The sequence below is a fragment of the Stutzerimonas zhaodongensis genome (assembly GCF_003696365.1).
Lineage (GTDB): Bacteria > Pseudomonadota > Gammaproteobacteria > Pseudomonadales > Pseudomonadaceae > Stutzerimonas > Stutzerimonas zhaodongensis.
In genome coordinates this window covers 992,629-1,018,427 of sequence record NZ_RFFM01000001.1, presented here as the reverse complement: position 1 = coordinate 1,018,427, position 25,799 = coordinate 992,629, and the positions used below count along the sequence as shown (strand labels likewise).

Annotated in this window: 32 protein-coding genes, 1 tRNA gene and 2 pseudogenes; 26 read left to right on the top strand and 9 right to left on the bottom strand. The window is 61.1% G+C overall.

Annotation, left to right across the window (positions count from 1 at the left end; genetic code table 11):
- The first annotated feature begins 65 nt into the window (after positions 1–65).
- The 6 genes from ftsK to cysG all read left to right on the top strand — a co-directional run bounded on the left by ftsK (position 66) and on the right by cysG (position 7,805).
- Positions 66–2,474 (top strand): DNA translocase FtsK, encoded by a 2,409-nt coding sequence (ftsK, locus tag EA797_RS04650; RefSeq protein WP_167468765.1) that lies wholly within the window; start codon positions 66–68, stop codon positions 2,472–2,474.
- A 14-nt stretch (positions 2,475–2,488) separates the two neighbouring features.
- On the top strand, positions 2,489–3,115 hold the full coding sequence (gene lolA / locus EA797_RS04645) for an outer membrane lipoprotein periplasmic chaperone LolA (RefSeq protein ID WP_122163981.1): 627 nt from the start codon (positions 2,489–2,491) through the stop codon (positions 3,113–3,115).
- Positions 3,116–3,189: 74 nt separating this feature from the next.
- A complete protein-coding gene (locus tag EA797_RS04640) occupies positions 3,190–4,515 on the top strand; it encodes a replication-associated recombination protein A (RefSeq protein ID WP_122163980.1) in 1,326 nt (441 codons plus the stop codon).
- Positions 4,512–4,886, top strand: coding sequence for a fluoride efflux transporter CrcB (gene crcB, locus EA797_RS04635; RefSeq protein WP_122163979.1), 375 nt, complete (start codon positions 4,512–4,514; stop codon positions 4,884–4,886). The genes EA797_RS04640 and crcB overlap by 4 nt, the downstream gene beginning before the upstream one ends.
- A gap of 72 nt (positions 4,887–4,958) precedes the next feature.
- Positions 4,959–6,239 carry a serine--tRNA ligase gene (gene serS / locus EA797_RS04630; RefSeq protein ID WP_122163978.1) on the top strand — a complete coding sequence of 427 codons (1,281 nt, stop codon included), beginning with the start codon at positions 4,959–4,961 and terminating at the stop codon, positions 6,237–6,239.
- A gap of 168 nt (positions 6,240–6,407) precedes the next feature.
- Positions 6,408–7,805 carry a siroheme synthase CysG gene (cysG, locus tag EA797_RS04625; protein ID WP_122163977.1) on the top strand — a complete coding sequence of 466 codons (1,398 nt, stop codon included), beginning with the start codon at positions 6,408–6,410 and terminating at the stop codon, positions 7,803–7,805.
- Between the two features lie 18 nt (positions 7,806–7,823).
- Here the strand turns inward: cysG and EA797_RS04620 are convergent, their stop codons facing one another.
- The 7 genes from EA797_RS04620 to EA797_RS04590 all read right to left on the bottom strand — a co-directional run bounded on the left by EA797_RS04620 (position 7,824) and on the right by EA797_RS04590 (position 12,025).
- Positions 7,824–8,822 carry a glutathione S-transferase family protein gene (locus EA797_RS04620; RefSeq protein ID WP_122163976.1) on the bottom strand — a complete coding sequence of 333 codons (999 nt, stop codon included), beginning with the start codon at positions 8,820–8,822 and terminating at the stop codon, positions 7,824–7,826.
- Positions 8,823–8,906: 84 nt separating this feature from the next.
- Positions 8,907–9,887 (bottom strand): glycosyl transferase family protein, encoded by a 981-nt coding sequence (locus EA797_RS04615; protein ID WP_122163975.1) that lies wholly within the window; start codon positions 9,885–9,887, stop codon positions 8,907–8,909.
- Positions 9,884–10,219 carry a TusE/DsrC/DsvC family sulfur relay protein gene (locus EA797_RS04610; RefSeq protein WP_122163974.1) on the bottom strand — a complete coding sequence of 112 codons (336 nt, stop codon included), beginning with the start codon at positions 10,217–10,219 and terminating at the stop codon, positions 9,884–9,886. The genes EA797_RS04615 and EA797_RS04610 overlap by 4 nt, the downstream gene beginning before the upstream one ends.
- The gene (tusB, locus tag EA797_RS04605) at positions 10,216–10,518 is read right to left on the bottom strand and encodes a sulfurtransferase complex subunit TusB (protein ID WP_122163973.1); all 303 of its coding nucleotides are present in this window, start codon (positions 10,516–10,518) and stop codon (positions 10,216–10,218) included. Before tusB ends, EA797_RS04610 begins: the two co-directional genes overlap by 4 nt.
- Positions 10,518–10,877, bottom strand: a complete 360-nt coding sequence (gene tusC / locus EA797_RS04600) for a sulfurtransferase complex subunit TusC (RefSeq protein ID WP_122163972.1) — start codon at positions 10,875–10,877, stop codon at positions 10,518–10,520. The genes tusB and tusC overlap by 1 nt, the downstream gene beginning before the upstream one ends.
- Positions 10,877–11,269: a sulfurtransferase complex subunit TusD gene (tusD, locus tag EA797_RS04595; RefSeq protein WP_122163971.1), complete on the bottom strand. Its 393-nt coding sequence runs from the start codon at positions 11,267–11,269 to the stop codon at positions 10,877–10,879. Before tusD ends, tusC begins: the two co-directional genes overlap by 1 nt.
- A gap of 87 nt (positions 11,270–11,356) precedes the next feature.
- On the bottom strand, positions 11,357–12,025 hold the full coding sequence (locus EA797_RS04590) for a Bax inhibitor-1/YccA family protein (protein WP_122163970.1): 669 nt from the start codon (positions 12,023–12,025) through the stop codon (positions 11,357–11,359).
- Between the two features lie 128 nt (positions 12,026–12,153).
- Here EA797_RS04590 and EA797_RS04585 point away from each other — a divergent pair.
- Positions 12,154–12,243 (top strand) — tRNA-Ser (locus EA797_RS04585).
- A 686-nt stretch (positions 12,244–12,929) separates the two neighbouring features.
- Positions 12,930–13,505 (top strand): hypothetical protein, encoded by a 576-nt coding sequence (locus EA797_RS04580; RefSeq protein ID WP_122163969.1) that lies wholly within the window; start codon positions 12,930–12,932, stop codon positions 13,503–13,505.
- Positions 13,506–13,515: 10 nt separating this feature from the next.
- Here EA797_RS04580 and EA797_RS04575 read toward each other — a convergent pair whose 3' ends face one another.
- Both EA797_RS04575 and EA797_RS04570 read right to left on the bottom strand, forming a co-directional pair.
- Complete coding sequence (locus EA797_RS04575; protein ID WP_122163968.1) at positions 13,516–14,517, bottom strand: phage portal protein; 1,002 nt, start codon at positions 14,515–14,517, stop codon at positions 13,516–13,518.
- Positions 14,517–16,280, bottom strand: coding sequence for a terminase ATPase subunit family protein (locus EA797_RS04570; protein WP_122163967.1), 1,764 nt, complete (start codon positions 16,278–16,280; stop codon positions 14,517–14,519). The genes EA797_RS04575 and EA797_RS04570 overlap by 1 nt, the downstream gene beginning before the upstream one ends.
- A 154-nt stretch (positions 16,281–16,434) precedes the next feature.
- Between EA797_RS04570 and EA797_RS04565 the strand changes: the two genes are divergently transcribed.
- The 18 genes and pseudogenes from EA797_RS04565 (at position 16,435) to EA797_RS04485 (ending at position 25,798) form a co-directional block, all read left to right on the top strand.
- On the top strand, positions 16,435–17,271 hold the full coding sequence (locus tag EA797_RS04565; protein ID WP_122163966.1) for a GPO family capsid scaffolding protein: 837 nt from the start codon (positions 16,435–16,437) through the stop codon (positions 17,269–17,271).
- A gap of 18 nt (positions 17,272–17,289) precedes the next feature.
- Positions 17,290–18,300, top strand: coding sequence for a phage major capsid protein, P2 family (locus tag EA797_RS04560; protein ID WP_122163965.1), 1,011 nt, complete (start codon positions 17,290–17,292; stop codon positions 18,298–18,300).
- Positions 18,301–18,303: 3 nt separating this feature from the next.
- Positions 18,304–18,984, top strand: a pseudogene (gene gpM / locus EA797_RS04555) (phage terminase small subunit); the annotation flags it as partial.
- A gap of 234 nt (positions 18,985–19,218) precedes the next feature.
- A complete protein-coding gene (locus tag EA797_RS04550) occupies positions 19,219–19,683 on the top strand; it encodes a head completion/stabilization protein (protein ID WP_122163963.1) in 465 nt (154 codons plus the stop codon).
- Entirely contained in the window at positions 19,683–19,871 is a 189-nt protein-coding gene (locus EA797_RS04545; protein WP_122163962.1) for a DUF7415 domain-containing protein, read from the top strand. The genes EA797_RS04550 and EA797_RS04545 overlap by 1 nt, the downstream gene beginning before the upstream one ends.
- The gene (locus tag EA797_RS04540; protein ID WP_122163961.1) at positions 19,871–20,080 is read left to right on the top strand and encodes a tail protein X; all 210 of its coding nucleotides are present in this window, start codon (positions 19,871–19,873) and stop codon (positions 20,078–20,080) included. Before EA797_RS04545 ends, EA797_RS04540 begins: the two co-directional genes overlap by 1 nt.
- Entirely contained in the window at positions 20,071–20,526 is a 456-nt protein-coding gene (locus EA797_RS04535) for a hypothetical protein (protein ID WP_208644408.1), read from the top strand. Before EA797_RS04540 ends, EA797_RS04535 begins: the two co-directional genes overlap by 10 nt.
- Positions 20,510–20,833 (top strand): phage holin, lambda family, encoded by a 324-nt coding sequence (locus EA797_RS04530; RefSeq protein ID WP_244214061.1) that lies wholly within the window; start codon positions 20,510–20,512, stop codon positions 20,831–20,833. The genes EA797_RS04535 and EA797_RS04530 overlap by 17 nt, the downstream gene beginning before the upstream one ends.
- Positions 20,830–21,648, top strand: coding sequence for an N-acetylmuramidase domain-containing protein (locus tag EA797_RS04525; protein ID WP_122163959.1), 819 nt, complete (start codon positions 20,830–20,832; stop codon positions 21,646–21,648). Before EA797_RS04530 ends, EA797_RS04525 begins: the two co-directional genes overlap by 4 nt.
- Entirely contained in the window at positions 21,645–21,851 is a 207-nt protein-coding gene (locus tag EA797_RS04520; protein WP_122163958.1) for a hypothetical protein, read from the top strand. The genes EA797_RS04525 and EA797_RS04520 overlap by 4 nt, the downstream gene beginning before the upstream one ends.
- A pseudogene (locus tag EA797_RS04515) lies at positions 21,848–22,207 on the top strand (DUF2570 domain-containing protein); the annotation flags it as partial. The gene EA797_RS04520 and the pseudogene EA797_RS04515, both read left to right, overlap by 4 nt.
- Complete coding sequence (gene lysC / locus EA797_RS21945) at positions 22,137–22,397, top strand: Rz1-like lysis system protein LysC (protein WP_341866916.1); 261 nt, start codon at positions 22,137–22,139, stop codon at positions 22,395–22,397. The pseudogene EA797_RS04515 and the gene lysC, both read left to right, overlap by 71 nt.
- Positions 22,394–22,879, top strand: a complete 486-nt coding sequence (locus tag EA797_RS04510; protein WP_122163956.1) for a phage tail protein — start codon at positions 22,394–22,396, stop codon at positions 22,877–22,879. The genes lysC and EA797_RS04510 overlap by 4 nt, the downstream gene beginning before the upstream one ends.
- Positions 22,872–23,330, top strand: a complete 459-nt coding sequence (locus tag EA797_RS04505; protein WP_122163955.1) for a phage virion morphogenesis protein — start codon at positions 22,872–22,874, stop codon at positions 23,328–23,330. Before EA797_RS04510 ends, EA797_RS04505 begins: the two co-directional genes overlap by 8 nt.
- 68 nt (positions 23,331–23,398) lie before the next feature.
- Positions 23,399–23,932 carry a phage baseplate assembly protein V gene (locus tag EA797_RS04500; protein ID WP_122163954.1) on the top strand — a complete coding sequence of 178 codons (534 nt, stop codon included), beginning with the start codon at positions 23,399–23,401 and terminating at the stop codon, positions 23,930–23,932.
- Complete coding sequence (locus tag EA797_RS04495; RefSeq protein WP_122163953.1) at positions 23,929–24,282, top strand: GPW/gp25 family protein; 354 nt, start codon at positions 23,929–23,931, stop codon at positions 24,280–24,282. The genes EA797_RS04500 and EA797_RS04495 overlap by 4 nt, the downstream gene beginning before the upstream one ends.
- Positions 24,279–25,190 (top strand): baseplate J/gp47 family protein, encoded by a 912-nt coding sequence (locus tag EA797_RS04490; protein ID WP_122163952.1) that lies wholly within the window; start codon positions 24,279–24,281, stop codon positions 25,188–25,190. The genes EA797_RS04495 and EA797_RS04490 overlap by 4 nt, the downstream gene beginning before the upstream one ends.
- Positions 25,190–25,798 (top strand): phage tail protein I, encoded by a 609-nt coding sequence (locus EA797_RS04485; RefSeq protein ID WP_122163951.1) that lies wholly within the window; start codon positions 25,190–25,192, stop codon positions 25,796–25,798. Before EA797_RS04490 ends, EA797_RS04485 begins: the two co-directional genes overlap by 1 nt.
- The last annotated feature ends 1 nt before the right edge of the window (position 25,799 follow it).

The window sequence follows — 25,799 nt, the reverse complement described above, 5'->3', positions numbered from 1 at the left end:
AATGTCCAATTATCTGGCTGAATACGGTTAATAGAGCGCGCCTCGGGCGCAGGAAATAAAGCGTTTTGAAGAATACCTCCTCTACCGCGCCAGCTTCCGTCTGGCGACAGCAATTGCATTACCGTCTTAAAGAGGGTGCCTTGATTGCGCTCGGCGCGCTGTGCGCGTACTTGTGGATGGCACTTCTGACTTACGATCCCGCTGATCCGGGCTGGACACACACGAGCAATGTACAGCAGGTCCAGAACGCGGCCGGCCGCGCCGGGGCCTGGTTCGCCGATGTGCTTTTCATGGCGCTCGGCTACTTTGCTTTCCTGTTTCCATTGCTGCTGGGGATCAAGACCTGGCAAGTATTTCGGGCCCGTCACCAGCCGTGGACCTGGAATGGCTGGCTGTTTTCGTGGCGGCTGATCGGGCTGGTGTTCCTCATTCTCTCAGGGTCTGCACTGGCCTATATCCATTTTCAGTTTGCCAACAGCTTGCCGGCTTCCGCAGGTGGCGCACTAGGTGAAAGCCTTGGCCAGCTTGCCGAGGCCGCGCTCAACGTGCAGGGCAGCACCTTGTTGCTGCTTGCTTTCTTTCTTTTTGGTCTGACAGTTTTTACTGATCTGTCGTGGTTCAAGGTGATGGACCTGACCGGCAAGATCACGCTCGATCTGGTTGAGCTGATTCAGAGCGGCTTGAACCGATGGTGGTCTGCCCGTAGCGAACGCAAACAGCTGGTTGCCCAGCTCCGTGAAGCCGACGAAGTGGTCAATGAAGTCGCAGGATCACTTTCGGATCGACGTGAGCGTGCGAAGGTGAAGGAGCGGCTGCTTGAGCGTGAAGAGTCGCTGAGCAAGCACATGACCGAGCGCGACAAGCGTCCAGCTGTCGTGATTCCAGCTGCCGCACCGCCCAAGCCGGTTGAGCAGAGCAAACGTGTTCTTAAGGAAAAGCAGGCCAATCTGTTCGTTGATCCGCTGATCGCGGGCAGCGTCCCTCCGTTGTCTTTGCTGGACGTCGCCGAAAAGCAGCCGAAGCAGTACTCGCCTGAGTCGTTAGAGGCCATGTCGCGGTTGCTGGAAATCAAACTCAAGGAGTTTGGCGTCGAGGTGATCGTGGAGTCCGTCCATCCGGGCCCAGTCATCACCCGTTTCGAAATACAGCCAGCGGCGGGCGTTAAGGTCAGCCGCATCTCCAACCTGGCCAAAGACCTGGCGCGTTCGCTAGCGGTCATCAGTGTCCGTGTGGTTGAGGTCATTCCAGGAAAGACCACGGTTGGTATCGAGATTCCCAACGAGGACCGGCAAATCGTTCGGTTTTCCGAGGTGCTGTCATCTGCACCCTATGACGATGCCAAGTCTCCAGTAACCATCGCGCTCGGGCATGATATCGGTGGCAAGCCAGTGATCGCAGATCTGGCAAAAATGCCCCACTTGCTGGTTGCTGGTACCACGGGGTCGGGTAAGTCGGTTGGCGTGAACGCGATGATCCTGTCGATCCTGTTCAAGTCAACGCCCGAAGATGCGCGGCTGATCATGATCGACCCGAAAATGCTCGAATTGTCGATCTATGAAGGCATCCCACACCTTTTGTGCCCGGTCGTGACGGATATGAAAGAGGCGGCCAATGCGCTGCGCTGGAGCGTTGCCGAGATGGAGCGGCGCTATAAGCTGATGGCGGCCATGGGCGTGCGTAACCTCGCTGGCTTCAATCGCAAGATAAAAGAAGCAGAGGAGGCGGGTACACCGCTTACCGATCCGCTGTATCGCCGTGAAAGCATGGAAGACGAAGCGCCGTTGCTGGTGAAGCTGCCAACGATCGTTGTCGTGGTAGACGAATTCGCCGACATGATGATGATCGTCGGGAAGAAGGTCGAAGAACTCATTGCACGCATCGCTCAAAAGGCGCGGGCAGCCGGCATTCACTTGATTCTCGCAACGCAGCGTCCGTCGGTTGACGTGATCACAGGTCTGATCAAGGCGAATATCCCAACGCGCATGGCGTTCCAGGTCTCCAGCAAAATCGATTCGCGCACGATCCTGGACCAGGGCGGTGCGGAACAGTTGCTCGGTCACGGTGACATGCTCTATTTGCCACCGGGCACTGGACTTCCGATTCGTGTGCACGGCGCCTTCGTATCCGATGAAGAAGTACACCGAGTGGTTGAAGCGTGGAAGGCTCGCGGTGCGCCGGATTACATCGAAGAGATTCTTGTGGGTGTCGAGGAGTCGGGCAGCGGCTTCGACGGCGGCGGTGGTGGTGAAGGTGGCAGCGGGGAAGGCAGTGAGGAAGATGCGCTTTATGACGAGGCTGTACGCTTCGTAACCGAGAGCCGTCGAGCGTCAATATCCGCAGTGCAGCGCAAGCTGAAAATCGGCTACAACCGCGCTGCACGTATGATCGAGGCGATGGAGATGGCCGGCGTCGTAACCTCCATGAATACCAATGGGTCGCGCGAGGTGCTCGCGCCGCCCCCAATTCGCGACTAGTCGCCGAGGGCTACATGCAATTGATTCGCGTGCTGTTTGCATCCGCTCTGATGTTCGCCCTGGCTCCAGTCCAGGCCGATCAGGCAGAGTCAGTTAATCGTTTGACCGGGCTGCTGCAAAAAGCAGAAACGCTAACCGGGCGTTTTTCCCAACTGTCTCTGGACGGTTCTGGCACCCAGCTTCAAGAAACATCTGGCGAGATGGCCTTAAAGCGGCCGGGTCAGTTCCGTTGGCATACCGACGAGCCAATGGAGCAGTTGCTCGTGTCGAACGGCAAAAAGGTCTGGTTGTATGATCCTGATCTGGAGCAGGTCACTATTCAGACTCTCGATCAGCGCCTGACGCATACGCCGGCGCTCCTATTGTCCGGTGATGTGTCCGCGATCAGCGAAAACTTCGAAGTCTCGCATCAGCAGGCTGGTGAGGTGGTGGATTTCACGCTCAAACCCAAGGCCAAGGACACCCTGTTCGACAGCCTGCGTTTGTCGTTTCGTGGCGATGTAATCAACGATATGCAGATGGTCGACGGTGTTGGTCAGCGCACCAATATCCTGTTTCAGGGCATCAAGCTGAATCAGCCGCTGAACGCGGATCTGTTCACCTTCGAGATCCCCGAGGGTGCAGACGTCATTTCCGAGTAAAAGACGCCCGCACTTCGTTCACTCATACGGCCTGCGCTCCTGCAGGCCGTTTGCATCAGAGGCTCCAGCCACCCATGGACCTGTTCAGCCGCGATCCTGTCGCTCAGCCGCTAGCTGCACGCCTGCGCGCCGCAAGCCTTGACGAGTATGTCGGACAGGAACATCTGCTGGCGCGAGGCAAACCGCTGCGCGAGGCCCTGGAGCAAGGTGCGCTGCATTCCATGGTGTTCTGGGGGCCGCCGGGTGTCGGTAAGACCACGCTGGCCCGATTGCTTGCCAAGGTATCGGACGCACACTTCGAGACTGTTTCGGCCGTGCTGGCGGGGGTCAAGGAAATCCGCCATGCGGTCGAGATAGCCAAGCAGCAGGCGGCTCAGTATGGCCGTCGCACCATTCTGTTCGTGGACGAAGTACATCGTTTCAACAAGTCTCAGCAGGACGCCTTCCTGCCCTATGTTGAAGATGGCACGCTGATCTTCATTGGCGCTACCACCGAAAATCCATCCTTCGAACTGAATAACGCCTTGCTCTCCCGCGCGCGGGTCTATGTTCTTAAAAGTCTGGATGAGGCTGCACTGCGTAAGCTTGTTACACGAGCGTTGACTGATTCGAAAGGCTTGGGTGATTTGCACTTGAGCCTTCCCGATGAAAGCTTCCAGATGCTTCTGGCGGCGGCTGATGGCGATGGCCGGCGTCTTCTGAATTTGCTGGAAAACGCCTCTGATCTGGCCGAAGAGGGTGGCGAAATATCCATCGAATTGCTGCAGGATCTCCTGGGTGATGGCCGTAGGCGCTTCGATAAGGGAGGAGAGGCCTTCTACGATCAGATCTCGGCGCTGCATAAATCCGTACGAGGATCGAATCCGGACGCAGCCCTGTATTGGTTCGCTCGAATGATCGACGGCGGCTGCGATCCGTTATACATAGCGCGTCGTGTAGTGCGGATGGCGAGCGAGGAAGTAGGCAATGCCGACCCGCGAGCGATCGGACTATGTTTGTCCGCGTGGGATGTGCAGGAACGACTTGGCAGTCCCGAGGGCGAATTGGCGGTTGCTCAGGCCATTGTCTATCTTGCATGCGCGCCGAAGAGCAATGCGGTTTATACGGCCTATAAAGCCGCGCTACGTGATGTTGCGGAAAATGGCTCGCAGGAGGTGCCGTTGCACCTTCGCAATGCGCCGACTCGATTGATGAAGGAGTTGGGCTACGGCAACGAGTACCGCTACGCCCATGATGAGCCCGATGCCTATGCAGCAGGCGAAGACTACTTTCCTGAAGCCATGACCCCACGCCAGTACTATCAGCCCGTCCCGCGGGGGCTTGAGAGCAAGATTCGCGACAAGCTCGATCACTTGTCGCAGCTTGATCGTCAAAGTCCACGCCAGCGGAGAAAACCATGATACGCATGGTGATCGCGGTAGCGGCTGGCGGTCTGGTAGGTACGCTGATTCGATTTTGTGTCGCCTCCTGGGTCTCCGCGCATTGGCCTCGTCATTTCTTCCTGGCGACGCTGGCAGTGAATCTGATCGGTTGCCTGGTAATTGGTTATCTGTATGCGGCATTCATGGTGCGACCGGACATTTCACCCGAACTGCGTGGCGGCCTGATCATTGGTCTGCTCGGTGCACTGACGACGTTTTCGAGCTTCTCTCTCGATGGTCTTCGATTGCTCGAGAGCGGACAATTCGCGACCGCTTTCGGCTATATCGGAATCAGCGTGCTCGGCGGGCTGCTTGCGGCCTGGGCAGGCCTTACGCTGGGCCGGTTATGAACCTGGCCGCTATCACAGTAAACTTCTTCCTTGCTCCGCTTTTCCCCAAAGCTTTCACAGACGAGACCCACCATGCTTGATTCGAAACTGGTACGCACACAGCTGCAAGACGTCGCCGACCGCCTGGCTACACGCGGCTACCAGCTGGACGTAGCGCGTATCGAGGCGCTGGAAGCTCAGCGTAAAACCGTGCAGACCCGTACCGAGCAGCTGCAGGCCGAGCGCAACGCTCGCTCCAAGTCCATCGGCCAGGCCAAGCAGCGCGGTGAAGACATTGCCCCGTTGCTCGCTGATGTGGATCGCATGGCGTCCGAACTTGATGCCGGCAAAGCCGAGCTGGAAGGTATCCAGGCTGAACTGGACCAGCTGATGCTGAGCTTGCCGAACCTGCCGGACGCATCAGTTCCGGTGGGTAAAAGCGAAGACGACAACGTCGAGGTGCGGCGCTGGGGTTCTCCGAAGTCTTTCGATTTCGAGATCAAGGACCACGTGGCGCTGGGTGAGCAGCACGGGTGGCTGGATTTCGAGACTGCGGCCAAGCTCTCCGGCGCGCGCTTTGCACTGATGCGAGGGCCTATCGCTCGTCTGCATCGCGCGCTGGCACAATTCATGATCGACCTTCACACAGCCGAGCACGGGTACGAAGAAGCCTATACGCCGTACCTGGTCCAAGCCCCGGCGCTGCAGGGTACCGGCCAGCTGCCCAAGTTTGAAGAAGACCTGTTCAAGATCAGCCGTGAGAACGAAGCCGATCTTTACCTCATTCCGACAGCCGAGGTATCGCTGACCAATATCGTCGCCGGTGAGATTCTCGATGCCAAGCAGCTGCCATTGAAGTTCGTCGCACATACGCCCTGTTTCCGCAGCGAGGCGGGTGCATCTGGCCGTGATACACGCGGCATGATCCGTCAGCATCAGTTCGACAAGGTTGAGATGGTCCAGATTGTCGAGCCTGGGCAGTCATTCGAAGCCCTGGAGAGCCTTACGGCCAATGCAGAAAAAGTGCTGCAACGTCTGGAGCTGCCTTACCGGGTCTTGACGCTGTGTACCGGAGACATGGGTTTTGGAGCGGTCAAGACCTACGACCTGGAGGTATGGGTGCCGAGCCAGGACAAGTACCGTGAGATCTCTTCGTGCTCCAACTGTGGCGACTTCCAGGCTCGTCGGATGCAGGCTCGTTATCGCAACCCGGAAACCGGCAAGCCAGACCTGGTGCATACACTGAATGGCTCGGGCCTTGCAGTAGGCCGCACGCTGGTTGCAGTTCTCGAGAATTATCAGCAGGCCGATGGCAGCGTTCGCGTACCTGAAGTGCTCAGACCCTACATGGGTGGTATCGAAGTTATCGGCTGATTGACGTATGTGTATCTGGGGGGCTTAGCTCAGCGCTTCCGTTTTGTCCTCCCAGTGCCTCGTCACGTCGAGCTAAGCAGTCCGTCCGGACTCCTTGATCCCCGACAAGGGCCGTCTCTTCTGTAAACGCTGAGATGGCTTCACCTCCTAATGTCACCAGGATTCGCCATGGATTTTCTGCCTTTGTTCCACAATCTGAAGGGCCGTGAGGTACTGGTCATCGGCGGTGGTGAGATCGCGCTACGTAAGGCACGTTTGCTGTCGGAAGCTGGCGCCGTACTGCGAGTTGTCGCACCGGAAGTCGAGCCTGAGCTCAGCGAGCTGGTGCAGAAAGGTGGCGGCCGAACAATCCTCAGGTGCTATGAGCCAAACGATCTCGCGGGCTGCGTATTGGCCATTGCGGCTACCGACGACGAGCCGCTGAACGCGCAGGTTTCGCAGGATGCCCGAGCGCTAGGCATGCCGGTCAACGTGGTCGACTCTCCTGAACTTTGTACGGTGATCTTTCCGGCCATCGTCGACCGCTCACCACTCATGATTGCTGTCTCCAGCGGTGGCGATGCACCGGTGCTGGCGCGGCTGATGCGTGCGCGCATCGAGACATGGGTGCCCTCGGTCTATGGTGAGCTTGCTGGGCTGGCGAAGAAATTCCGCAGTCAGGTCAAGGCCCGATTCGCAGACGTGCAGCAACGGCGCGTGTTCTGGGAAGAGGTCTTTCAGGGCGACGTTGCCGAGCGCGCCTTGGCAGGCCAGCAGCAAGAGGCGGAGCGGCTGCTGGTGGAAAAACTGTCCAGTGCAGAACCTAAAAGTCTAGGCGAGGTTTATCTGGTTGGCGCTGGTCCGGGGGATCCTGACCTTCTTACATTCCGGGCGCTACGCTTGATGCAGCAAGCCGACGTTGTGCTCTATGACCGGCTGGTGGCGCCCGCCATCCTAGACCTGTGCAGACGCGATGCCGATCGAATTTATGTAGGCAAACAGCGCGCGGCGCACGCGGTTCCGCAGGATCAAATCAACCAGTTGCTGGTCACCTTGGCCAAGGAAGGTAAACGCGTGCTGCGGCTCAAGGGCGGCGACCCTTTCATCTTCGGGCGGGGCGGGGAGGAAATAGAGGAGCTGGCGGCGCACGACGTCCCGTTCCAAGTCGTGCCGGGCATTACCGCTGCGAGTGGTTGTGCGGCCTATGCCGGTATCCCACTGACGCATAGAGACCACGCCCAGTCGGTGCGTTTCGTGACCGGCCATTTGAAAGATGGTAGCTGCGACCTGCCGTGGTCGGAGCTTGTCGCGCCTAGTCAGACATTGGTGTTCTACATGGGGCTGGTCGGTCTGCCTGTGATCTGCCAGCAGCTGATTGCCCACGGCCGCGCTGCAGATACACCGGCGGCGCTTGTCCAGCAGGGGACAACGGTCAATCAGCGCGTTTTTACCGGGACGCTTGCGAACCTTGCCGAGCGAGTGGCCAGTGAGGAGGTGCAGGCACCCACACTGGTCATCATTGGCGAAGTGGTTCAACTGCGTGAAAAACTCGCCTGGTTCGAAGGCGCCCAGAACCGCGACAGATAATCGACCAGGCATTGGGACTCACCGCGACCAGATGCCCTTGCCCGGAAGGCGTTCGCGATCATGCGCTTGTTCGAGCCCTAGTTGCGGGCCCTTCGGGACGATGCCGTTGGCGTTGATATGACGATGGCTGGCGTAGTAGTGATGCTTGATGTGATTGAGGTCTACGGTCTCAGCGATTCCGGGCCACTGGTACAGCTCGCGTAGCCAGTTCGACAGGTTTGAGTAGTCCCCGATCCGACGAAGGTTACATTTGAAATGTCCATGGTAGACGGCATCGAAGCGAATGATCGTAGTGAACAGACGCCAATCCGCTTCGGTGAGGTACTCGCCAGCCAGATAGCGATGTTCACCAAGTCGCTGTTCCAACCTGTCCAGCTCACCGAACAGCTCGTCGAATGCTGACTCATAGGCTTTCTGTGTAGAGGCAAACCCTGCGCGGTATACCCCGTTATTCACCTTTGGATAGATCCGCTCGTTGAGGCTGTCGATCTCTGTCCTCAGCGGTTCCGGATACAGGTCAAGAGGCGACCCGGTCAACTCATCGAATGCGCTGTTGAAAATGCGGATCAGCTCGGCCGACTCGTTGTTGACGATGCGTTGTTCTTGTTTGTCCCAAAGCACTGGGACCGTTACGCGGCCGGTGTACTGTTCATCATCAGCGGTATAGCGCTGGTGGAGATAGCTCAAGTCATCCAGGGCATCACCGGTCGATCCGGTCAATGTGTCGAACGTCCAGCCATGCTCAGCCATCAACCAGCTGACTACTGAAACATCGATCAAAGGCTCGAGCTTTTTGAGCTTGCGATAGATCAGGGTCCGGTGTGCCCATGGGCAGGCCAGCGAGACGTACAGGTGATAGCGGCCGGCTTCGGCTTTGACGGCCTTACGTCCGTCGGGGCCGGGTGATCCGTCAGCCGTGACCCAATCGCGTCGCTTCGCCTGTTCACGCTGAAACTCGCCATCGTTGCTGTTTTCGTACCAGCGGTCCTGCCATTGCCCGTCGATCAGAAGCCCCATACCCACCTCCACGATTTCAGTTTGGAAACAGTGTAGGTGCCTCATTTGGATGGATCAGTCGTAAAGATCGGTCAAACTGATCGCTCATACCGATAGGTTGCGTTGGGCCCAGTAGGTTTGCGCTTGCGTAAACGCAGTGTCACGAGACTGTCCGAGCCCTTTCAGGGCGAGCGCCATAGTCGCCACCACCGCCAGTTCTCCGTACGCATCCTCAGCGCCTCGCCAGACATCAAGCAAATGTTGAGGATCGAGTTGCGTAGGTTTGACATGACGCTGTGGCGAGAGCGCAGGCCAATCTTCGTCCCACGACTCGCCGGCCTGAGTGCCATAAAGATGCGCAACACCGTCCGGGTTGACTTCGATCTCACCTCCTTCGCCTTTGATGACAATAGAAGTATCGCCGAGCAGCCGGCTGGCTTCTCGATGGTTGGCCTGGTAGCCGGGATGGAAAATGCTTTGCAGGCCGCAACGCGCGCCCAGCGGGTTGAGAATGCGTGCCAGCGAATGGATGGGCGAGCGCAAGCCGAGAATGTTGCGTTGGTCGATCATCCGCTGCAGTCCCGGCATCCAGGCGCCTAGCGGCATGAAAGCGAGGTTATGCCTATCCAGCGCGCTGGCTGTTTCATTCCAGTCGTTACAACGGGCTATGCCCAAGAGCTCGAGCTGCTGTTCGGTGTAGATGCGTCCGGCGGTGTGCGCGCCGCCGCCATGCATCAGGATACGAATGCCGTTTTGCGCCAGGCATTTCGCAGCAAGCAGATACCAGGGCAAATGGCGCTTCTTGCCTGCGTAGGTTGGCCAGTCGATATCCACGGCGATGACAGGTGCGTGCAAGCGTTCCCGCACCGCTTCGGTAAAGCCTGCCAGTTCTTGGGCACTTTCTTCCTTGTGCCGGAGCAGCATGAGAAAGGCGCCGAGTTGGGTATCTTCGACTTTGCCGTCGAGCAGCATGCCCATGGCTTCTCGCGCTTCCTCACGCGTGAGGTCACGGGCGCCGCGCTTGCCTTTGCCTAGAATGCGAACGAAAACCGCGAAGGGGTGTTCAGTGGGTGTGACCAGGCTCATATGCAATTGCTCGGTTTCGGCAGGCCCGCCAGCTTTGCAGCAAGCTTGGCCGGAGTGCCCTTGAATAGACGGTTCAGGTGCATGCTGTTGCCTTTTTCTGGGCCAAGTTTCAGCGCTGTGTATTTGATCAGTGGGCGAGTAGCAGGCGATAGCTGGAACTCCTGATGAAACTCCCGCAGCACCCGTAAAACTTCCCAATGTTCAGGTTCAAGCGATATCCCTTCAGCCTGTGCGAGCGCTTCGGCCACCGGTTCGCTCCAGTCTGTCAGGTCGACCAGGAAACCTTCCTGATCCACAGCAACGCTTGTGCCATCGACATTCAACAGTTTCATAGCCAGGAATTGGTCCGATCGTAACGGCAGCACAGTTCGACGAAGCCCTCATAATCGACCTGTTGCAGGCGCAGCGGCAGAGAATCCATTCCGCGAGCGGCCAGATCTTCTTCCAGCGCAAAGAGCGCGATGCTCTCAGGCATCAGCTCCAACGCGCGCCGGTGGTCAGTGCCATGTTGCAGTGCATAGACCGCATCGCCGGAGAGTAACAGGGCATCGTCTGCACTGAGCACACGCAGGCAACTGGACAGTCGGCTATCCGAGAAGGGGGAATGGGAAAGCAGGTGCAGAGTTGCCATCAGAGCGTGATCACATGGTCGTAGCGGTTGATAAGCGCACTGAGATCGGCATCGCCCAAGACCTCCACTTGTAGAGAAAGCGTCGCTTCGTCCAGTCCTCGCTCGCTCAGGCTGCGTTTGGCGGCGAACAGTGAATCGACGCCAAACATGGGGAGCGCTTGCAGATTCGCGGTCAGGTCTTTTTGCTGCAGGCGTGCAGCCTGCTGCTCAGGCGCCAGTTGAAACACCCCGTCATCGAGGAACAATAACGCGAGAGGCAATTCGAACGCGCCTCCGGCCAGAACGATATCCAGTGCCTCACGTGCCGAGGGGCCGGCCCAGGGCGCCTGACGGGTGATGATGAGCATCGAGCGCGCCATCAGTGACCTCCGAAGCAGACCAGACGGTCCGCTTGCTGGCTGGCTTCATGCAACTGTCCGAGGCCGGACAGCTCCCATCCCGTATTGAGGTTGGCCGCAGGGCGCTGGTGGCGCTTGGCTTCTTGCTCGTCCAATACACCACGACGAAGGCCAGCGGCGATGCAGACCACGCCATCGAGCTCATGACGATGGACGAGCTGACGCCACTGCTCAGAGATGTCCAGTTCGTCTTGCGCGGTCACGGTGTTCGCCGAAGCGCTGTGTACGCCGTCCTGGTAGAGGAACAGCCGGACGATTTCGTGTCCGCTGGCAAGCACGGCCTCGCAGAAGCGCAGCGCGCGTCGTGAAGCAGGGGAGTGGGCGGGCGAGAAGAGAGCGATTGCGAATTTCATGGGCCACCGTGTCATAACTGCCGACATGATACGCCAGCTTCAGAAACGAAAAAGCCCGCCGAAGCGGGCTTGATCGCAGAGCAGCTATCAGTCGTCGCCGCCCATGATGCCCATCAGCTGCAGCAGGCTGATGAACAGGTTGTAGATCGATACGTACAGGCCAATGGTGGCCATGATGTAGTTGCGCTCGCCACCGTGAATGATCGCACTGGTCTGGTACAGGATGCAGACCGACGAGAACAGCACGAAGCCCGCGCTGATTGCCAGTTGCAGACCGCTGATCTGGAAGAAGAAGCTCGCAACCATGGCGCCCAGCAGGACGAAGAACCCGGCGGTGATGAAGCCGCTGAGGAAGCTCATGTCCTTGCGAGTGATCAGCACGAAGGCCGAGAGACCGAAGAACACCAGAGCGGTCATCGATAGCGCGGAAGCAATCAGCTGACCACCGTTGGCGGTACCCAGGTACATGTTAAGGATAGGGCCGAGCGTGTAGCCCATGAAGCCCGTCAGGGCGAAAGTGGAAAGCAAACCCCATGCGGAATTGCGCAGTTTCACGGTCAGGAAGAACAGGCCGTAGAAGCCGACCAGCACCACGAAGATGTTTGGGTAGGCTGCGTTGGCCTGCATCGCCATGTAGGCGACAAAGGCACTGAAGCCGAGAGTGATGGCCAACAGGCCGTAGGTGTTGCGCAAAACGCGGCTGACTTCCTTTTGTTCAACCTGCGTATGCGTAGGTGCGTACTGTTGCTTGAGCATGGCGACACTCCTGTAAATGTATTCAGCCTAAGGTGAATTGCCCCGGATCATAACAGAGCTTTTGTTTCGTCTTAACAAGAGTGTTTGACAGTGTGTTTCGTTCGGGTACTATGGCGCCCGCTCTCTGCGGAGGAGTGGCAGAGCGGTTGAATGCAACGGTCTTGAAAACCGTCGAAGGGGAAACTCTTCCGTGAGTTCGAATCTCACCTCCTCCGCCACATCGCGTACTGAAGGCCCCGTATTCCGGGGCCTTCAGCGTTTCTGGAGTATGGAAATGCGGGTTTGAGCGTTCCCATATTGTTCCCAAGGGAGCGAGTGCGGCAGGGCGAAAACCTGCCTCAAACCGGCAGAGCCGAGATTTCGCCTGACCCCAAAAAAAAAGGTAATTTTGGTAAGGTCGATTTTGAAACGCCAAAAAACCCAATTAATTCAGTGGGTTATCCTGATTCATCAAAGGTAATAATAGGGTAATAAGTAGGTAATTGAATTACCTCAAGTAGTGGTTAGGTGATCGATTTACCAACCCCTTTGAAATCAGGTACTTGCGAAAAAATTACCTTTTGCCTTACCTAAAATTACCTTTCGAGGTAAGTGCTCAAGCCCAGCAATTACGGGGCTTTCAGCCGGACAAAACAACCTCCTTACCAAAATTACCTGTTCGGAAAATCGGTTTAAAAATGTGGGGAGCTACGCGCTCCTGTCAGAGGGCCACCTTCGCAGGGTTCCGCGGGTATTCCTTCAGTGCCGATCGCGTCGCCAGCGGCAGTAGCGGGGCGGGCAGGGCATGGTGCAGGGGTGCAGAAAAAGAGACCCCTTTAGCCCGCAGGTGAGGTGGGGGGACAACGGCGCGCGCTGGGGCGGCCTCAGCGCTACACTCCAAGCTCGCATTGCTCCGGAGGTGGTTATGCCGCGACAGATGGTATTGATCGATAACTGTGTGTTTGACCGGCTCAAGGAGCGAGGCGTAGATCTGAAGGCAGAAAGTGGAACCGATCTAGACTTTCGAATCAGCGCGTTCGGCGAGCTTGAAATACCGTCCGTTATGCACGACAGACAGGACGCTCGCGAAACTGGAAAGTATGTAGTGGAGCAGCTGGACAACCTTGGGCAGCCACCGGTGCGCTGGTTCGGCTTTGCAGGGGATGACGTGCCTGGCGGGCGCGGTGGGCTAGGAGATCTGGCGCCGGATGGCACCCTGTCTGGTGGCGGTTTTCTTAGCAGTATCGAGGGGCTTGATTTTCTGGCTGACCCGGAGCGTCACAAGGCGATCGGCGGCATGACCGGAACGAGAGTCAGGCCGACTGGGCTGCTCGCGAATCAAACGGATACCGACTACGGGGTATGGTCGATCAATTTCCCACTCGTAACGGATAACCCCAAGGATTTCAAACGCGCAGGCAAGGTCATTCCCTTCGCGGAATGGACGGAGGGTGCCTTTGGCGACTTCATCAGGCAGTCAATCGCCGGATTTGATAACTAGCGTGCCGAGCTCAGTCCTTAGCCGGCAACGCAAACTCCCTGAACCGCACCACCTCCTCCCCAACCCATTCATTCACCTGAGCCAACCTCGCCTGGATCGGCTCAAGCTCGTTGACTGCCCACACTTCGGCAGCCTCCCTCAGCGAGCCGAACCCCCCAGCGTTCTGCGGGACGATGCCCATCAGCTGGGGCGGGATCCGCAGCGCGGCGAGCAGATCGTCGCGGCTGATGTTCTTGATCGAACCGAACTCGTCCTTTGCCGCCACCTCGCTCACCGGCAGTAGCTGGATGCCATCCTTCTTGCCACCCGGTGCGTACATGAACAGGTTGCGGAAGTTGCCCGGCCCCTTGGCTGATTTCAGCGCGGTGCGCAGGGCGTCGACGTCTTCTTCCTTCTGGGCCGCGTCGGTCATGTACATGATGAAGCCGGCATGGCTGCCGTTCTGGTAGTAGCGCCGGCGGAACAAGGTGGCGGACTCGTTCAGCAGCGCCGACTGCAGCGCCGACAACCATTCCGGCAACCCGTACACCTCCTGGTTGATATCCGCCTCGCGCAGATGGCAGATCGTGCCCGGTGCGAATTCGTGTTCGTCCTGCCATCCGCGCACCTGGTAATAGGTCTCCAGATCAGCCCCGCGGCGCATGTATTTCGCCAGCGTCGGCTGCAGGCTCAGCGCCTGGCCGAGCATGTTCTGCCGCCGCTCCAGGTACGCATTGCCACACCACAACCAGTCCAGGGCGAACTGGCCGAACGCCTGCCGGCTCAGCAGGCTGTGCGGAATGAACGTCCGCTCGAGCATGTTGCGCTTGAAGTTAAGCCCGCTCTGCAGGAAAACACTCGCCCTGGTCGACTTCGCCAGACCATCCAGCGACAGCGGTGGTTCGTACCAGCGCCCATTCAGCCAGCATTCCAGATAATCGAGGAGCTCGCGGCCATCTAGTACCGGCATCGGATCGCCGAAGGTGAAGGCCTCGATGCCCGGGGCAGGTGCGGCGGCAATGTCGGTAGTCATCAGTAGATCTCCATGAAGCTGGTGTTCTGAGCGGTCATGCCCTCGAGGGGCTCGTTGTGCAGGGCATGGAATAGCGCCCAGGCCAGATCGGCGTGCCCGGTGTCATCGGTACGCCCGGCCGTGTAAGTCATCTGCCGGCCGCTGGCCGTGGTGGTCTTGCGGATGGCCATCAGTGAGGAAGCGAGGTCCGTCCAGCCGGCGTCGAATTCCAGCCGGCCTTTGTGGATTACGTCGTAGGCCTTCAGTACCAGGCGGGTTTTCACCTCCGGCGAGTAGCTGAAGGTGGTCAGGTTCGGGAAGAACTGCTTCACCAGCTGCGCCACGCCCGAACCCATGCCGGTCATGTCGATGCCGATGTAGGTCACCCAATAGCGCAGCGTCACCCGGCGGATCGCCTCGGCCTGGGCAGCGAAGTCCATCCCGCGAAACTGATGGCGCTCGAGCACGCGGAACTTGCCGCCCGGTACCAGCGGCGGCGCCACGACGATCAGGCCAGCGCTATCACCGGTCTCGGCCGGGTCATAGCCCACCCACACCTGGCGATCACCGAAAGGCCGATCGGCGAACGGCTTGTAGTCCTCGTTCCACTCGATCCAGCTATCAACCATGCAGGGCTGCAAGATGTTGAGCGGGAAGATCGACGCGCCGTCATCGACGAACTGACACATCAGCAGGTTGGCGTAGGCCTCCGCGCTGTACTCCTGGCGCAGCTCCTCGATGTCGAATAGATCGCAGCCGCGCTGTTCGGCGTCCAGGATGGTCACGATCTGGCGCCAGATCCGGTCCTCGCACAGCCGGCCCTGCTGCAGGGCATCGTGCGACACATCCAGCTGGATCCGCTGCGCCGCCGGCTTGCCCTTGTTGAAGCGCTCACCCGTCCAGAACGAATAGGCCTCATGGGCCATGCTCGAGGGCGTCGAAAAGTAGGTGCGGCGGTATTGCTTCTGCATCGCCATGCCGCTGGCGACTTTGTTCAGCTCGTTGAACTTGAAGGTCCAGAAGAATTCGTCGAAGTAGAAGTTGCCGTGGTACCCCTGCGCCGTGCGCGCGTTGGTACCGAGGAAATGCAGCTCGGCGCCATTGGCCAGGATGATCGGGTCACCGGTCAGCTCGACCTGGCAGACCTCGCGGGCGAACGCCTGGATATACGCCTTGAAAATGTGAGCCTGATTCTTCGAAGCGGACAGGAAGATTTGGTTGCGCCCCGTCACCAGCGCATCAAGCAGCGCTTCGCGGGCAAAGTAGTAGGTCGCGCCGATCTGCCGGCTCTTGAGGATCGCCCGCGTGCGCTGGTTGCCCGCCCGGTACCAGTCCAGCTGATAGCCGAAGCACCCGTCGCGGAACGCTTCCTCGAGCTGCTCGATATGCTCCTCGGCGAACTCGTTGCGCTTGGGCTTTGCCTTTGGCCCCTCGTTGCGCTTGGCTAGGTTCGGGTTTAATTCCGTTTCGGTACCGCCGCCCTTGAACCGCTCGATCCGCGCCTGCCGCTCTAGTTGGCGGTGCAGCAGGTCGATTTCCTTGTAGTCGCCGCCGCTCTTGCCGTCCTTCAGGATCAGCTGCACTAGGCGCGCCTCGAGCGCTCCGCCGATCCGCTCGACGTTGTCCGCCCGGTCCCACTCGTCCCGCGCCTTCCAGCTGTGGACGGTCTTTTCCTTCTCGTCCAGGTAGTCGGCAATATCGGTGATACGCCAGCCCGTCCAGTACAAAAACTTGGCCTGGCGGCGGTTATCACGTTGGGCGGGGAGTTCGGTCGGTGTGTTCATGGCGCAGATGGTGTCGCGCACGCGAGAGGCGTGTTAGCGCCGCGCCATGTACCTGTTTCCCCTACACAGCAGGCAGATTGCCCGCACCGCGCGCGTTGCCGACCATGCCCTCACAGCAACTGCACCCAGCAGCTACCGACTGAGGACAGACCGCATGGCCGGCAAGACCGACACCAAGAAATTCCGCTCCAAGTGGTTCCGCGTTGCCGTTGAAGGCGCGACCACCGACGGCCGCAACATTGAGCGCAGCTGGATCGAAGACATCGCCGGCCAGTACAACCCGGCCACCTACGGCGCTCGGATCAACTGCGAACACATCAAAGGCATCGCACCCGATACCCCGTTCGGCGCCTATGGCGACGTGCTGGCGGTCAAGGCTGAAGAAGTCGAGATCAACGGCGAGCAGAAGCTCGCGCTATACGCCCAGATCGAGCCCAACGACGCGCTGCTGGCCCTGAACAAGAAACGCCAGAAGGTCTACACCTCGATGGAGGTCCAGCCCAAGTTCGCCGACACCGGCAAGGCTTACCTCATCGGCCTGGCCATCACCGACAGCCCCGCCAGCCTGGGTACCGAAGCCCTCGAATTCAGCGCCAAGCACGGCACCCTGGCCAACCGCAAACAGCATCCGGACAACCTTTTCACCGCTGCCGAGGAAGTCGAGCTCCAGTTCGACGAAGTCACCGAGCAGCCCGGCGCGTTCAAGGATCTGGCCGCTCGGGTCAAGGCTCTGTTCACCAAGGGCAAAGAGGCCGACGCCCAGTTCGGCGAGATGGGCGATGCAGTCACCGCCCTGGTTGAGTTTGCTGAAAAGCAGCAGGCCGCTCTGGAGGCGTACAGCTCCGATGCCACCGTCCTGGACGAGAAAGTCACCAAGCTGGAGTCGGCCCTCGCTGAGCTCACCAGCAAGCTCGGCAGTACCCAGGACCACAGCCAACAGCAGCGCCCGTCGGTTTCCGGCAGCGGCCAGCAAATCCTCACCACTTACTGATCGACGCCGGAGCTCCTCATGCGTAACGAAACCCGCAAATTGTTCAACGGCTACCTGCAGCAGGTGGCCAAGCTCAACGGCGTAGACAACGCCACCGAGAAATTCAACGTCACACCAACTGTCCAGCAGAAGCTGGAAAGCGCCATCCAGGAGGCCAGCGGCCTGCTCAAGCGCATCAACGTCATTGGCGTAGAGCAGCAAGAAGGCGAAGCGCTGCTGCTGGGCGTGAATGGTCCGATCGCCAGCCGCACCAACACCAAAGCCGGCGGGCGCCGTAACCCCGCCGACCGTAGCGCCCTGAGCAAGGACAGCTACAGCTGCAAGCAGACCAACTTCGACAGCGCGTTCCCATACGCTCTGATCGATGCCTGGGCTAAGTTTCCTGACTTCCAGGTGCGCCTGTCCGGTTCCATCACCGAGCGCCAAGCGCTTGACCGCATCATGATTGGCTTCAACGGCACCAGTGCCGCAGCCGCCACCGATATCACTGCCAACCAGCTCCTGCAGGATGTCAACGTCGGTTGGCTGCAAAAGATCCGCACCGGTGCAGCTGATCGAGTCCTGGACGAAGTCGTTGCCGCATCCGGCAAGGTCACCGTTGGCGCTAGCGGCGATTACAAGACACTTGATGGCGTTGTATTCGACGCCGTGCAGATGCTCGACCCCTGGCACCGCAACCACCCCAACCTGGTGGTCATGATTTCGCGGGACCTCATGCACGACAAGCTGCTCGCAGCAGTCGAGAAGGGCGCCGCTTCCAATCAGGAAGAGAACGCCGCGCAGGAGATCATGACCCGCGCTCGCATTGGTGGCTTGCCGGTCGTCGACGCTCCGTTCTTCCCGGCCGGTACCGTGCTGGTCACGACCCTGTCGAACCTCTCGATCTACTTCCAGGAAGGCGCCCGTCGCCGCCATGTCAAGGACGAGCCGGAGTACGACCGCATCGCTGACTACCAGTCGAGTAATGACGCCTATGTGATCGAAGACTTCGGTCTGGTCGCCCTGGTCGAAAACATCGAGGCGGTGTAAGCCATGCTCAGCCCAGCCCAACGCAACCAGCTGCGCAAACGCGCAGCCCTGCAGGCTGCTGACGTAGCCCCGGCCATGTCGATGGCCGGAGCCACTGCCTACGAACAGCAGCTGCTGCAACTCAACCAGGACCGACTGCGCCTCAAGCAGGTGCAGTCGGAGCAGGGCAAGGCTGAGCTCAAACGCTCGCTGATCCCGGCCTACGCGCCTTACATCGAGGGTGTGCTGTCCGCCGGCAACGGCGCCCAGGACGACGTGCTCACCACGCTGATGGTGTGGAACATCGACGCGGGTGACTACGCCGCGGCGTTGCACATCGGCCGCTATGTCCTCGAGCACAAGCTCAAGATGCCGGACCGTTTCGAGCGCACCACCGGTTGCCTGCTGGCTGAGGAAGTGGCCAACGCCGCACTCAAGCAGCAGAAGGCCGGCGAGCCCTTTGACCGTTTCGTTCTGACGCTGGCTGCGGATATCACCGCAGCGCACGACATGCCGGACCAAGCCCGCGCCAAGCTGCACCTCGCCCTGGGCAAGGCGTACCTCGCCGAGCTGGACGAAGCCGCCCCGAATGCCGAAGGGCTGGAAGAGGCGCGCGCTAATCTCGCCCGCGCCATCGACCTGCACAGCAACTGCGGCGGCAAAAAAGATCTAGAGCAGGTCCAGCGCCTCCTGAAGAAACACGCGGAAAGCACGCCAACCGTACCCGGTACCGGCACGCCACCAGTCGACGAGACGTCCAGCCCCAACCAGGGCGAAGGCGATCAAACCGACCCAGGCACGCAGGCCACCGAAACCGGTACCGGCGAGCCACCCGCTAACTGAGCGTCCCCACGCCCCCCGGCGGCTCGGGGCTGATCGACGGGTTTTCTCCTTGCCTTGTCGTGACGCCCCGACCACCGCCGAACTAGGGAAGAATTCATGAGCGCATTCATCGCATCAGGGGGCAGCCAAGAGCCGCACCCCATCACCAACGATGGCTGGTATCCCGACCTGGACGGCCAGCACATGCGCGAATCACTGCGCCTCGATGGCAGCATCACTGATGCCCGCCTGGAAGTCGCAGCAGTCAACGCTGTGATCGAAGTCAACCGCGAGCTGCACAGCTGGAAGTACAGCCAGATGGCCGCCGGCTACGCCGACCTGGCTTCGGTACCTGCCGACCAGATCCAGGGCGAAAGCCAGCTGCTGCACCTCTACCGCCGCGCCGTCTACTGCAGCGCCGGCGCTGAGCTGGCCGAACGGTACCGCGACTACAGCGCCACCGGTGACGGAGCCGAGCGCGCTGAAGCACTTACCCCAACCGCCGACGAATACCGCCGCGATGTCCGCTGGGCGATCCGCAGCATCCTCGGCGTCAAGCACACCACCGTGGAGTTGATCTGATGGAAACGATCGACTGGAACGAGATCAGCCGCCGCGGGCTGCTTGAGCGAATCAACCGGGAAATCATGCACCCGCTCGGGTTGGCGGTCTGCCGCGTCGTTGAAACTGGCGTCTCGCCTGGCGCGCTGGTCTCCGACGACGGCCCGTTCGTTTATCCCGATGAACCCCCTGCAGGGGCTCGCGCCTGATGGCCGGCCTGCGCGCCCAGCAGGGCGACACCGTCGACGCCATCTGCTGGCGGCACTACGGCCGCACCGCAGGCGTCGTCGAGCAAGTTCTCGAAGCTAACCCCGGCCTGGCCGACCTCGGCCCGGTCATCCCTCACGGCACGCTGATCGAGCTGCCGGAACAGGCCGTGCGTGCCGAACAACGCCAAATGGTGAACCTATGGGACTGATCTACCTTGCGCTCTACAAGGGCAAAGGCACGCTGTTCAATCGCCTGATTCGCCTCTGGACACGCTCGATCTACAGCCACTGCGAGCTGGTCATGCCGGACGGTCGCTGGCTGTCTGCGTCCGGCATGGACGGTGGCGTGCGTGCCAAGCGCATCGAGCTCGACCTTACCCACTGGGACCTGATCCCGGTGCCCTGGGCCGATGCCACCCGCATCGAGCAGCTGTTCAGTGCCAACCAGGGCCGCGGCTATGACTGGCTCGGCCTGCTTGGCAGCCAGATCCTCCCGATCACCATCGACAACAAACGCCGGATGTTCTGCAGTGAATTCTGCGCCGCCGGGCTGGGCTATCCGCTCCCGCAGCGGTACAGCCCGGCTCTGCTTGGCGAAGTAGTCCGGCACATCCACACACTCAACCTTGGACAGCGGAATGAAGCACATGCCTGACAGACCGGAAACCTGGGCGTGGCTTGCCGCCTGGTTGGAAGCAAACTTCCCGGCGATCTACGCCGGCGCGCTCGCCATGCTCATCGCCGTGTGGCGGATCATCTACAGCGGCGGCAAGCTCCGACAGCTCGCGCTCGAGGCGCCGCTTTGCGGGCTGCTCGGCATCGGCGTGTCCTATGGGCCCGCGTTGATCGGCGCGCCGCAGCAGGCTGGGGTATTCCTCGCCTGCATGGTTGGGCTATTCGGCGTCGAAGCCAGCCGCGCCGCGGCGAAGAAAGTCATCATCAAAAAGGCAGACCAGCTATGACCGCACTCCGTAACGGCTCGCGCGGCCTGGCCGTGCGCCAGCTGCAAAACCAGCTCAACGGCCACGGCGCTGGTCTGTACGTGGATGGCGATTTCGGCGACAACACCGAAGCCGCTGTCCGCGCTTACCAACTCAAGGTCGGCCTGGTTGACGACGGCGTGGCTGGGTCAAAGACCCTCGCCGCACTGGCCGGCGCCGACATCTCCCGGCTGCTCAAGCGCAAGGACTTGCAGCAGGCCGCCGAGCGTCTCGGCGTCCCGCTGGCCAGCGTCATGGCCGTCAACCAGGTAGAGAGCAAGGGCGAAGGCTTCCTGGCCAACGGTCGCCCGGTGATCCTCTTCGAGCGGCACGTCATGTTTGCTCGCCTGCAGGCCAACGGCATGACCGAGGCAGAGGCCGAGCAGAGCGCCGCGCAGTATCCCGCCCTGGTCAACCGCCGCACCGGTGGCTATGCCGGCGGCACCGTCGAACATCAGCGCCTTGCCCAAGCCAAGCAGATCCACGTCGCCTCGGCGCTGGAATCGGCCAGCTGGGGGTTGTTTCAGATCATGGGCTACCACTGGGAGCGCCTCGGCTACATGGACGCCCAGCACTTCGCGGACACCATGTCGCTCAGCGAGGCCGCCCAGCTTGACGCCTTCGTCTGCTTTATCGAAACCGACCCGGCACTGCACAAGGCGCTGAAGGGTAAGAAGTGGGCAGAGTTCGCCAAGCGCTACAACGGCCCGGCCTACGCCAAGAACCTCTACGACGTGAAGCTGGCCCGCGCCTATGCCCAGTTCGCTGGCGAACACGCCCAGGAGCAGGCCGCATGATCGACCATGAGCGGATCCGCAAGCACAGCCCCCAGGATGGTGATGTGTTCGAGTTGCCGGCCGACACGTCGCCGCATCTGGCAGAGCAGTTCGCTGAGGCGCTGCACGTCGCGGTACCAGGCGTGCGCTGCCTGGTGCTGATCGGCGAGGTTCGCCAGATGGATGAAGCCGCCATGAACCTCGCCGGTTGGTATCGCCAATGACCAGCTGGAAAGTCTGGCTCGCCATCGCATCCGTATTCATCGCCATGGCGCTTGCCCTCAACTTTCAGGCGCAGCGCATCGATGCAGAAGCCGCCCGCGCGGATCTCGCCACCGAACGCCAGCAAAAGCTCGAGCAGCGCAACGAGCGGCAGGCCGCGACCATCATCCGCCTCGGTGGTGAGGTCGCCGCGCAGCGCGCCGACCAGCTCTCACTGCAGCAGACCACCAGCGATCTGCATCAAGCCCATGCCACCGATCAGCTCAAAAAGAAGGACCGCCAACGCCATGACCCACCTCTGCAAAACTGGGCTGATCAGCCTCTCCCTGATGCTGCTCGCCGCCTGCACCAACGTCCCGCCATCACCGGAGCCGCAGGTTACCGTCAGTGGCTGTCCGGTCGTGACGCGCTGCATGCTCAACCCGGCAGCCCCGTCCAGTAACGGCGAGCTCAGCGACGACAGCGATTACCTCATGAGCGCCTGGGGAGAATGTGCGGCCAAGGTTGATCTGGTCGTTGACCACAACCAGCGCAGCGCCACGCCATGAACAAACCCGAATCCCTCCGCGCCCACCTGGTGGCTGCGGTGCCCGAGCTCAAGCGCAACCCCGATCGGCTGCTCACCTTCGTCGACAACGGCAGCATGCGCAGCACCGCGGCGCCGGGCCTGTCGTTTGAGTACAGCTACACGCTCAACATCATCCTCACCGACTTCGCCGGCCATCCGGATGCAGTGGCCATCCCGCTGTTTGCCTGGGTGCTGGTCAACCAGCGCGAGCTGATGGAGAACCTGGAGAAGGGCCGCGACGCGATCAAGTTCGAGGCGGACATCCTCGACAACAGCAAAGTGGACCTTTCCATTACGCTGCCGCTCACCGAGCGCGTGATCGTAAAGCGCCGGGCAGATGGCACCCTGCAGGTCAGCCACCCGGCTGAGCCCGTGGTCGATGACGAACTGTTCCTTGTACCGGCAATGCGCGTAGAGACCAGCGACGGCGAGCTGCTCGCCGAGTGGGGCGCCAATGGCTGACGATCTGCGCGCGCTTGAAGACTGGGCCGGCGCGCTGCTCAACCGGCTGAAGCCCGCCGAGCGGCGCAAAATTACCCAATCCGTCGCCCGCGACCTGCGGCGTAGCCAGCAGCAGCGCATCGCCGCCCAGAAGAACGCCGATGGCACGCCCTACGCACCGCGCAAGCCCCGCGAGGAGCTACGCGCCAAGCAGGGCCGCATCAAACGCAAGAAGATGCTCACCAAGCTGCGCACCGCCCGCTACATGCGGCTGCAGAGCGATGCCAGTTCGATCGCCATCGGCTTCACCAGTCGCGTGTCGCGCATCGCCCGTATTCACCAGTACGGCCTGCGGGACAAACCCGGCCGGGGCATGCCGGACGTTCAATACGCCCGCCGCGAAGTTTTGGGCTTCACACCTTCGGATGTGGAGTTGATCCGCGACCGCCTGCTCGAGCACCTGGTTCCTTGATCCTGTAACGCCCACCGCTACACAGCCCAGCGAATGCGCCGCGCGCGCGCGACCGCCAGCATGGGCCCATGAACATCTCTGACCTGATTCGCCGCATCGACAACCTGATCCGCCTCGGCACCATCGCCGCGGTGGACCACCAGGCTGCGCGCTGCACGGTCAGTTCCGGCGGGCTCACCGTTCCCAATCTGCCCTGGCTCGCCCTGCGCGCTGGTAGCAGCCTCGACTGGGACCCACCAACCGTCGGCGAGCAATGCATCCTTTTCAGCCCTAGCGGCGAACCGGCTCAGGGCGTTGCCCTGGTCGGGCTCTATTCACAGCAACGTCCGGCCCCGGCGAACAGCGCCAACGTGCGCCGCCGGACATACCCGGACGGGGCTGTGATCGATTACGACCACGACAGCCACACGCTCACCGCCACGCTGCCCGATGGTGGCAAGGCGCAGATCACCGCCACCGGCGGCGTCACCATCCTGGGCGATGTCACCATCACCGGGCTGGTAACCGTCAGTGACGACGTGGTCGCGGCAGGCATCAGTCTGGTCAGTCACGTTCACAGCGGCGTGCAAAGCGGCCCAAGCAGCACGGGGAAACCGCAATGATCGGTATGTCCGCGAAAACCGGCCGCACGATCAGCGATGCCGCGCACCTGCAGCAGTCGATCGCCGACATCCTCACCACGCCGATCGGCTCGCGCGTGATGCGCCGGGAATACGGCAGCCAACTGCCTGACCTAATCGACGCCCCGTTCAACGACGCCACCCGCCTGCAGGCCTATGCCGCCACAGCCATGGCGCTGATGCGCTGGGAGCCGCGCATCCGCTTGAGCCGCGTGCAGCTCAGCCTTGGCGATGCGCCCGGCCAAGCCGTCCTTGATCTGGAAGGCACCCGCACCGACAGCAACGAGCCGCTCAGCTTGCGCGTGCCGCTCGCCCTTGGAGCTGCAGCATGACCACGTTCACCCCCATCGACCTGGCCCAGCTGCCCACGCCGGACGTGATCGAGCAGCTCGACTACGAGCAGATCCTCGCCGAGCGCAAGGCCTATGCCGTCAGCCTATGGCCAGCCGCTCAGCAGGCGCAGATCGCCGCCACCCTGGAGCTTGAGTCCGAGCCGCTGACCAAGCTGCTGCAGGAGAGCGCCTACCGCGAAACGCTGCTTCGCCAGCGCATCAACGAGGCCGCGCTCGCCGTGCTACTGCCGTTCGCCAAGGGGGCCGACCTGGAGCAGATCGGCGCCCGCTTCAATGTGGCCAGGTTGGTCATCACCCCGGCCAACCCGAGCGCCGTGCCGCCTGTGGCTGCGGTGATGGAGTCTGACGATTCGCTGCGCGAGCGGATCCAGATGGCGATGGAAGGGCTCAGCACCGCCGGCCCGCGCAACGCTTACATATTCCACGCACGCAGCGCCGATGGCCGCGCAGCGGATGCGTCCTGCATCAGCCCCAGCCCGGCGGAAGTGGTGGTCACAGTACAAAGCGCCCTGAACGACGGCACCGCGGAGCCCGATCTGCTCGCGACAGTGGCTGCCTACCTCGGCGACGAAGACCGCCGCCCGGTAGCCGATCGCCTCACCGTGCAAAGCGCCGAGGTGCTGCCCTATAGCGTCACCGCTGTGCTGCACCTCAACACCGTAGGGCCAGAAGCCGAGCCGATCCGTGCCGCCGCCGAAACCCGGCTTGCCGCCCTGGTCAACCAGCGCCGCCGCTTGGGGCTGGAGGTCAACCGCTCCGCGCTCGATGCCGCACTGCACATCGAGGGTGTGCGCCGCGTCGAGCTGCCCGCCTGGGTCGATATCGTTGCAACCGAAGCGCAATCGCCGTACTGCACCGGCTACACCGTCACGGTAGCGGAGGCCTGATGCAGAGCCTGCTGCCGCCAAACGCCAGCGAGCTGGAACGCCTCGCCGCCGAGGCGCTCGCCCAGCTGCAGCGCGTACCTGTGCCATTGCGCGAGCTCTGGAACCCAGACACCTGCCCAGCCGAGCTATTGCCGTATCTCGCTTGGGCGTATTCCGTCGATCGCTGGTCCAGCGCCTGGCCCGATCGTGCTAAGCGCGATGCCATCCGCGCCGCGTATTTCATCCATGCCCACAAAGGCACCATCGGCGCGCTTCGCCGCGTGGTGGAACCCTTGGGCTATCTAATCGAGGTGCGTGAGTGGTGGGAGGAGGCCCCGCTCGGCGTCCCCGGCACCTTCCGCCTATTGGTCGGCGTGCTCGATACCGGCATCACCGAGGCCATGTACCAGGAACTGACCTGGCTCATTGACGACGCCAAGCCCGTCAGCCGCCACCTGGTGGGGCTAGCCATCGGGCTGGACGTCGCTGGCACCGCACACATCGGCGCTGCCTTGACCACAGGCGACGAGCTCACCGTATACCCACCCGCGGCGCGCGATATCGAGGTCGGCGGCACGCTGGCCTGGGGCGCACGCGAACACGTCATCGACACCATGGACATCCGCTGAT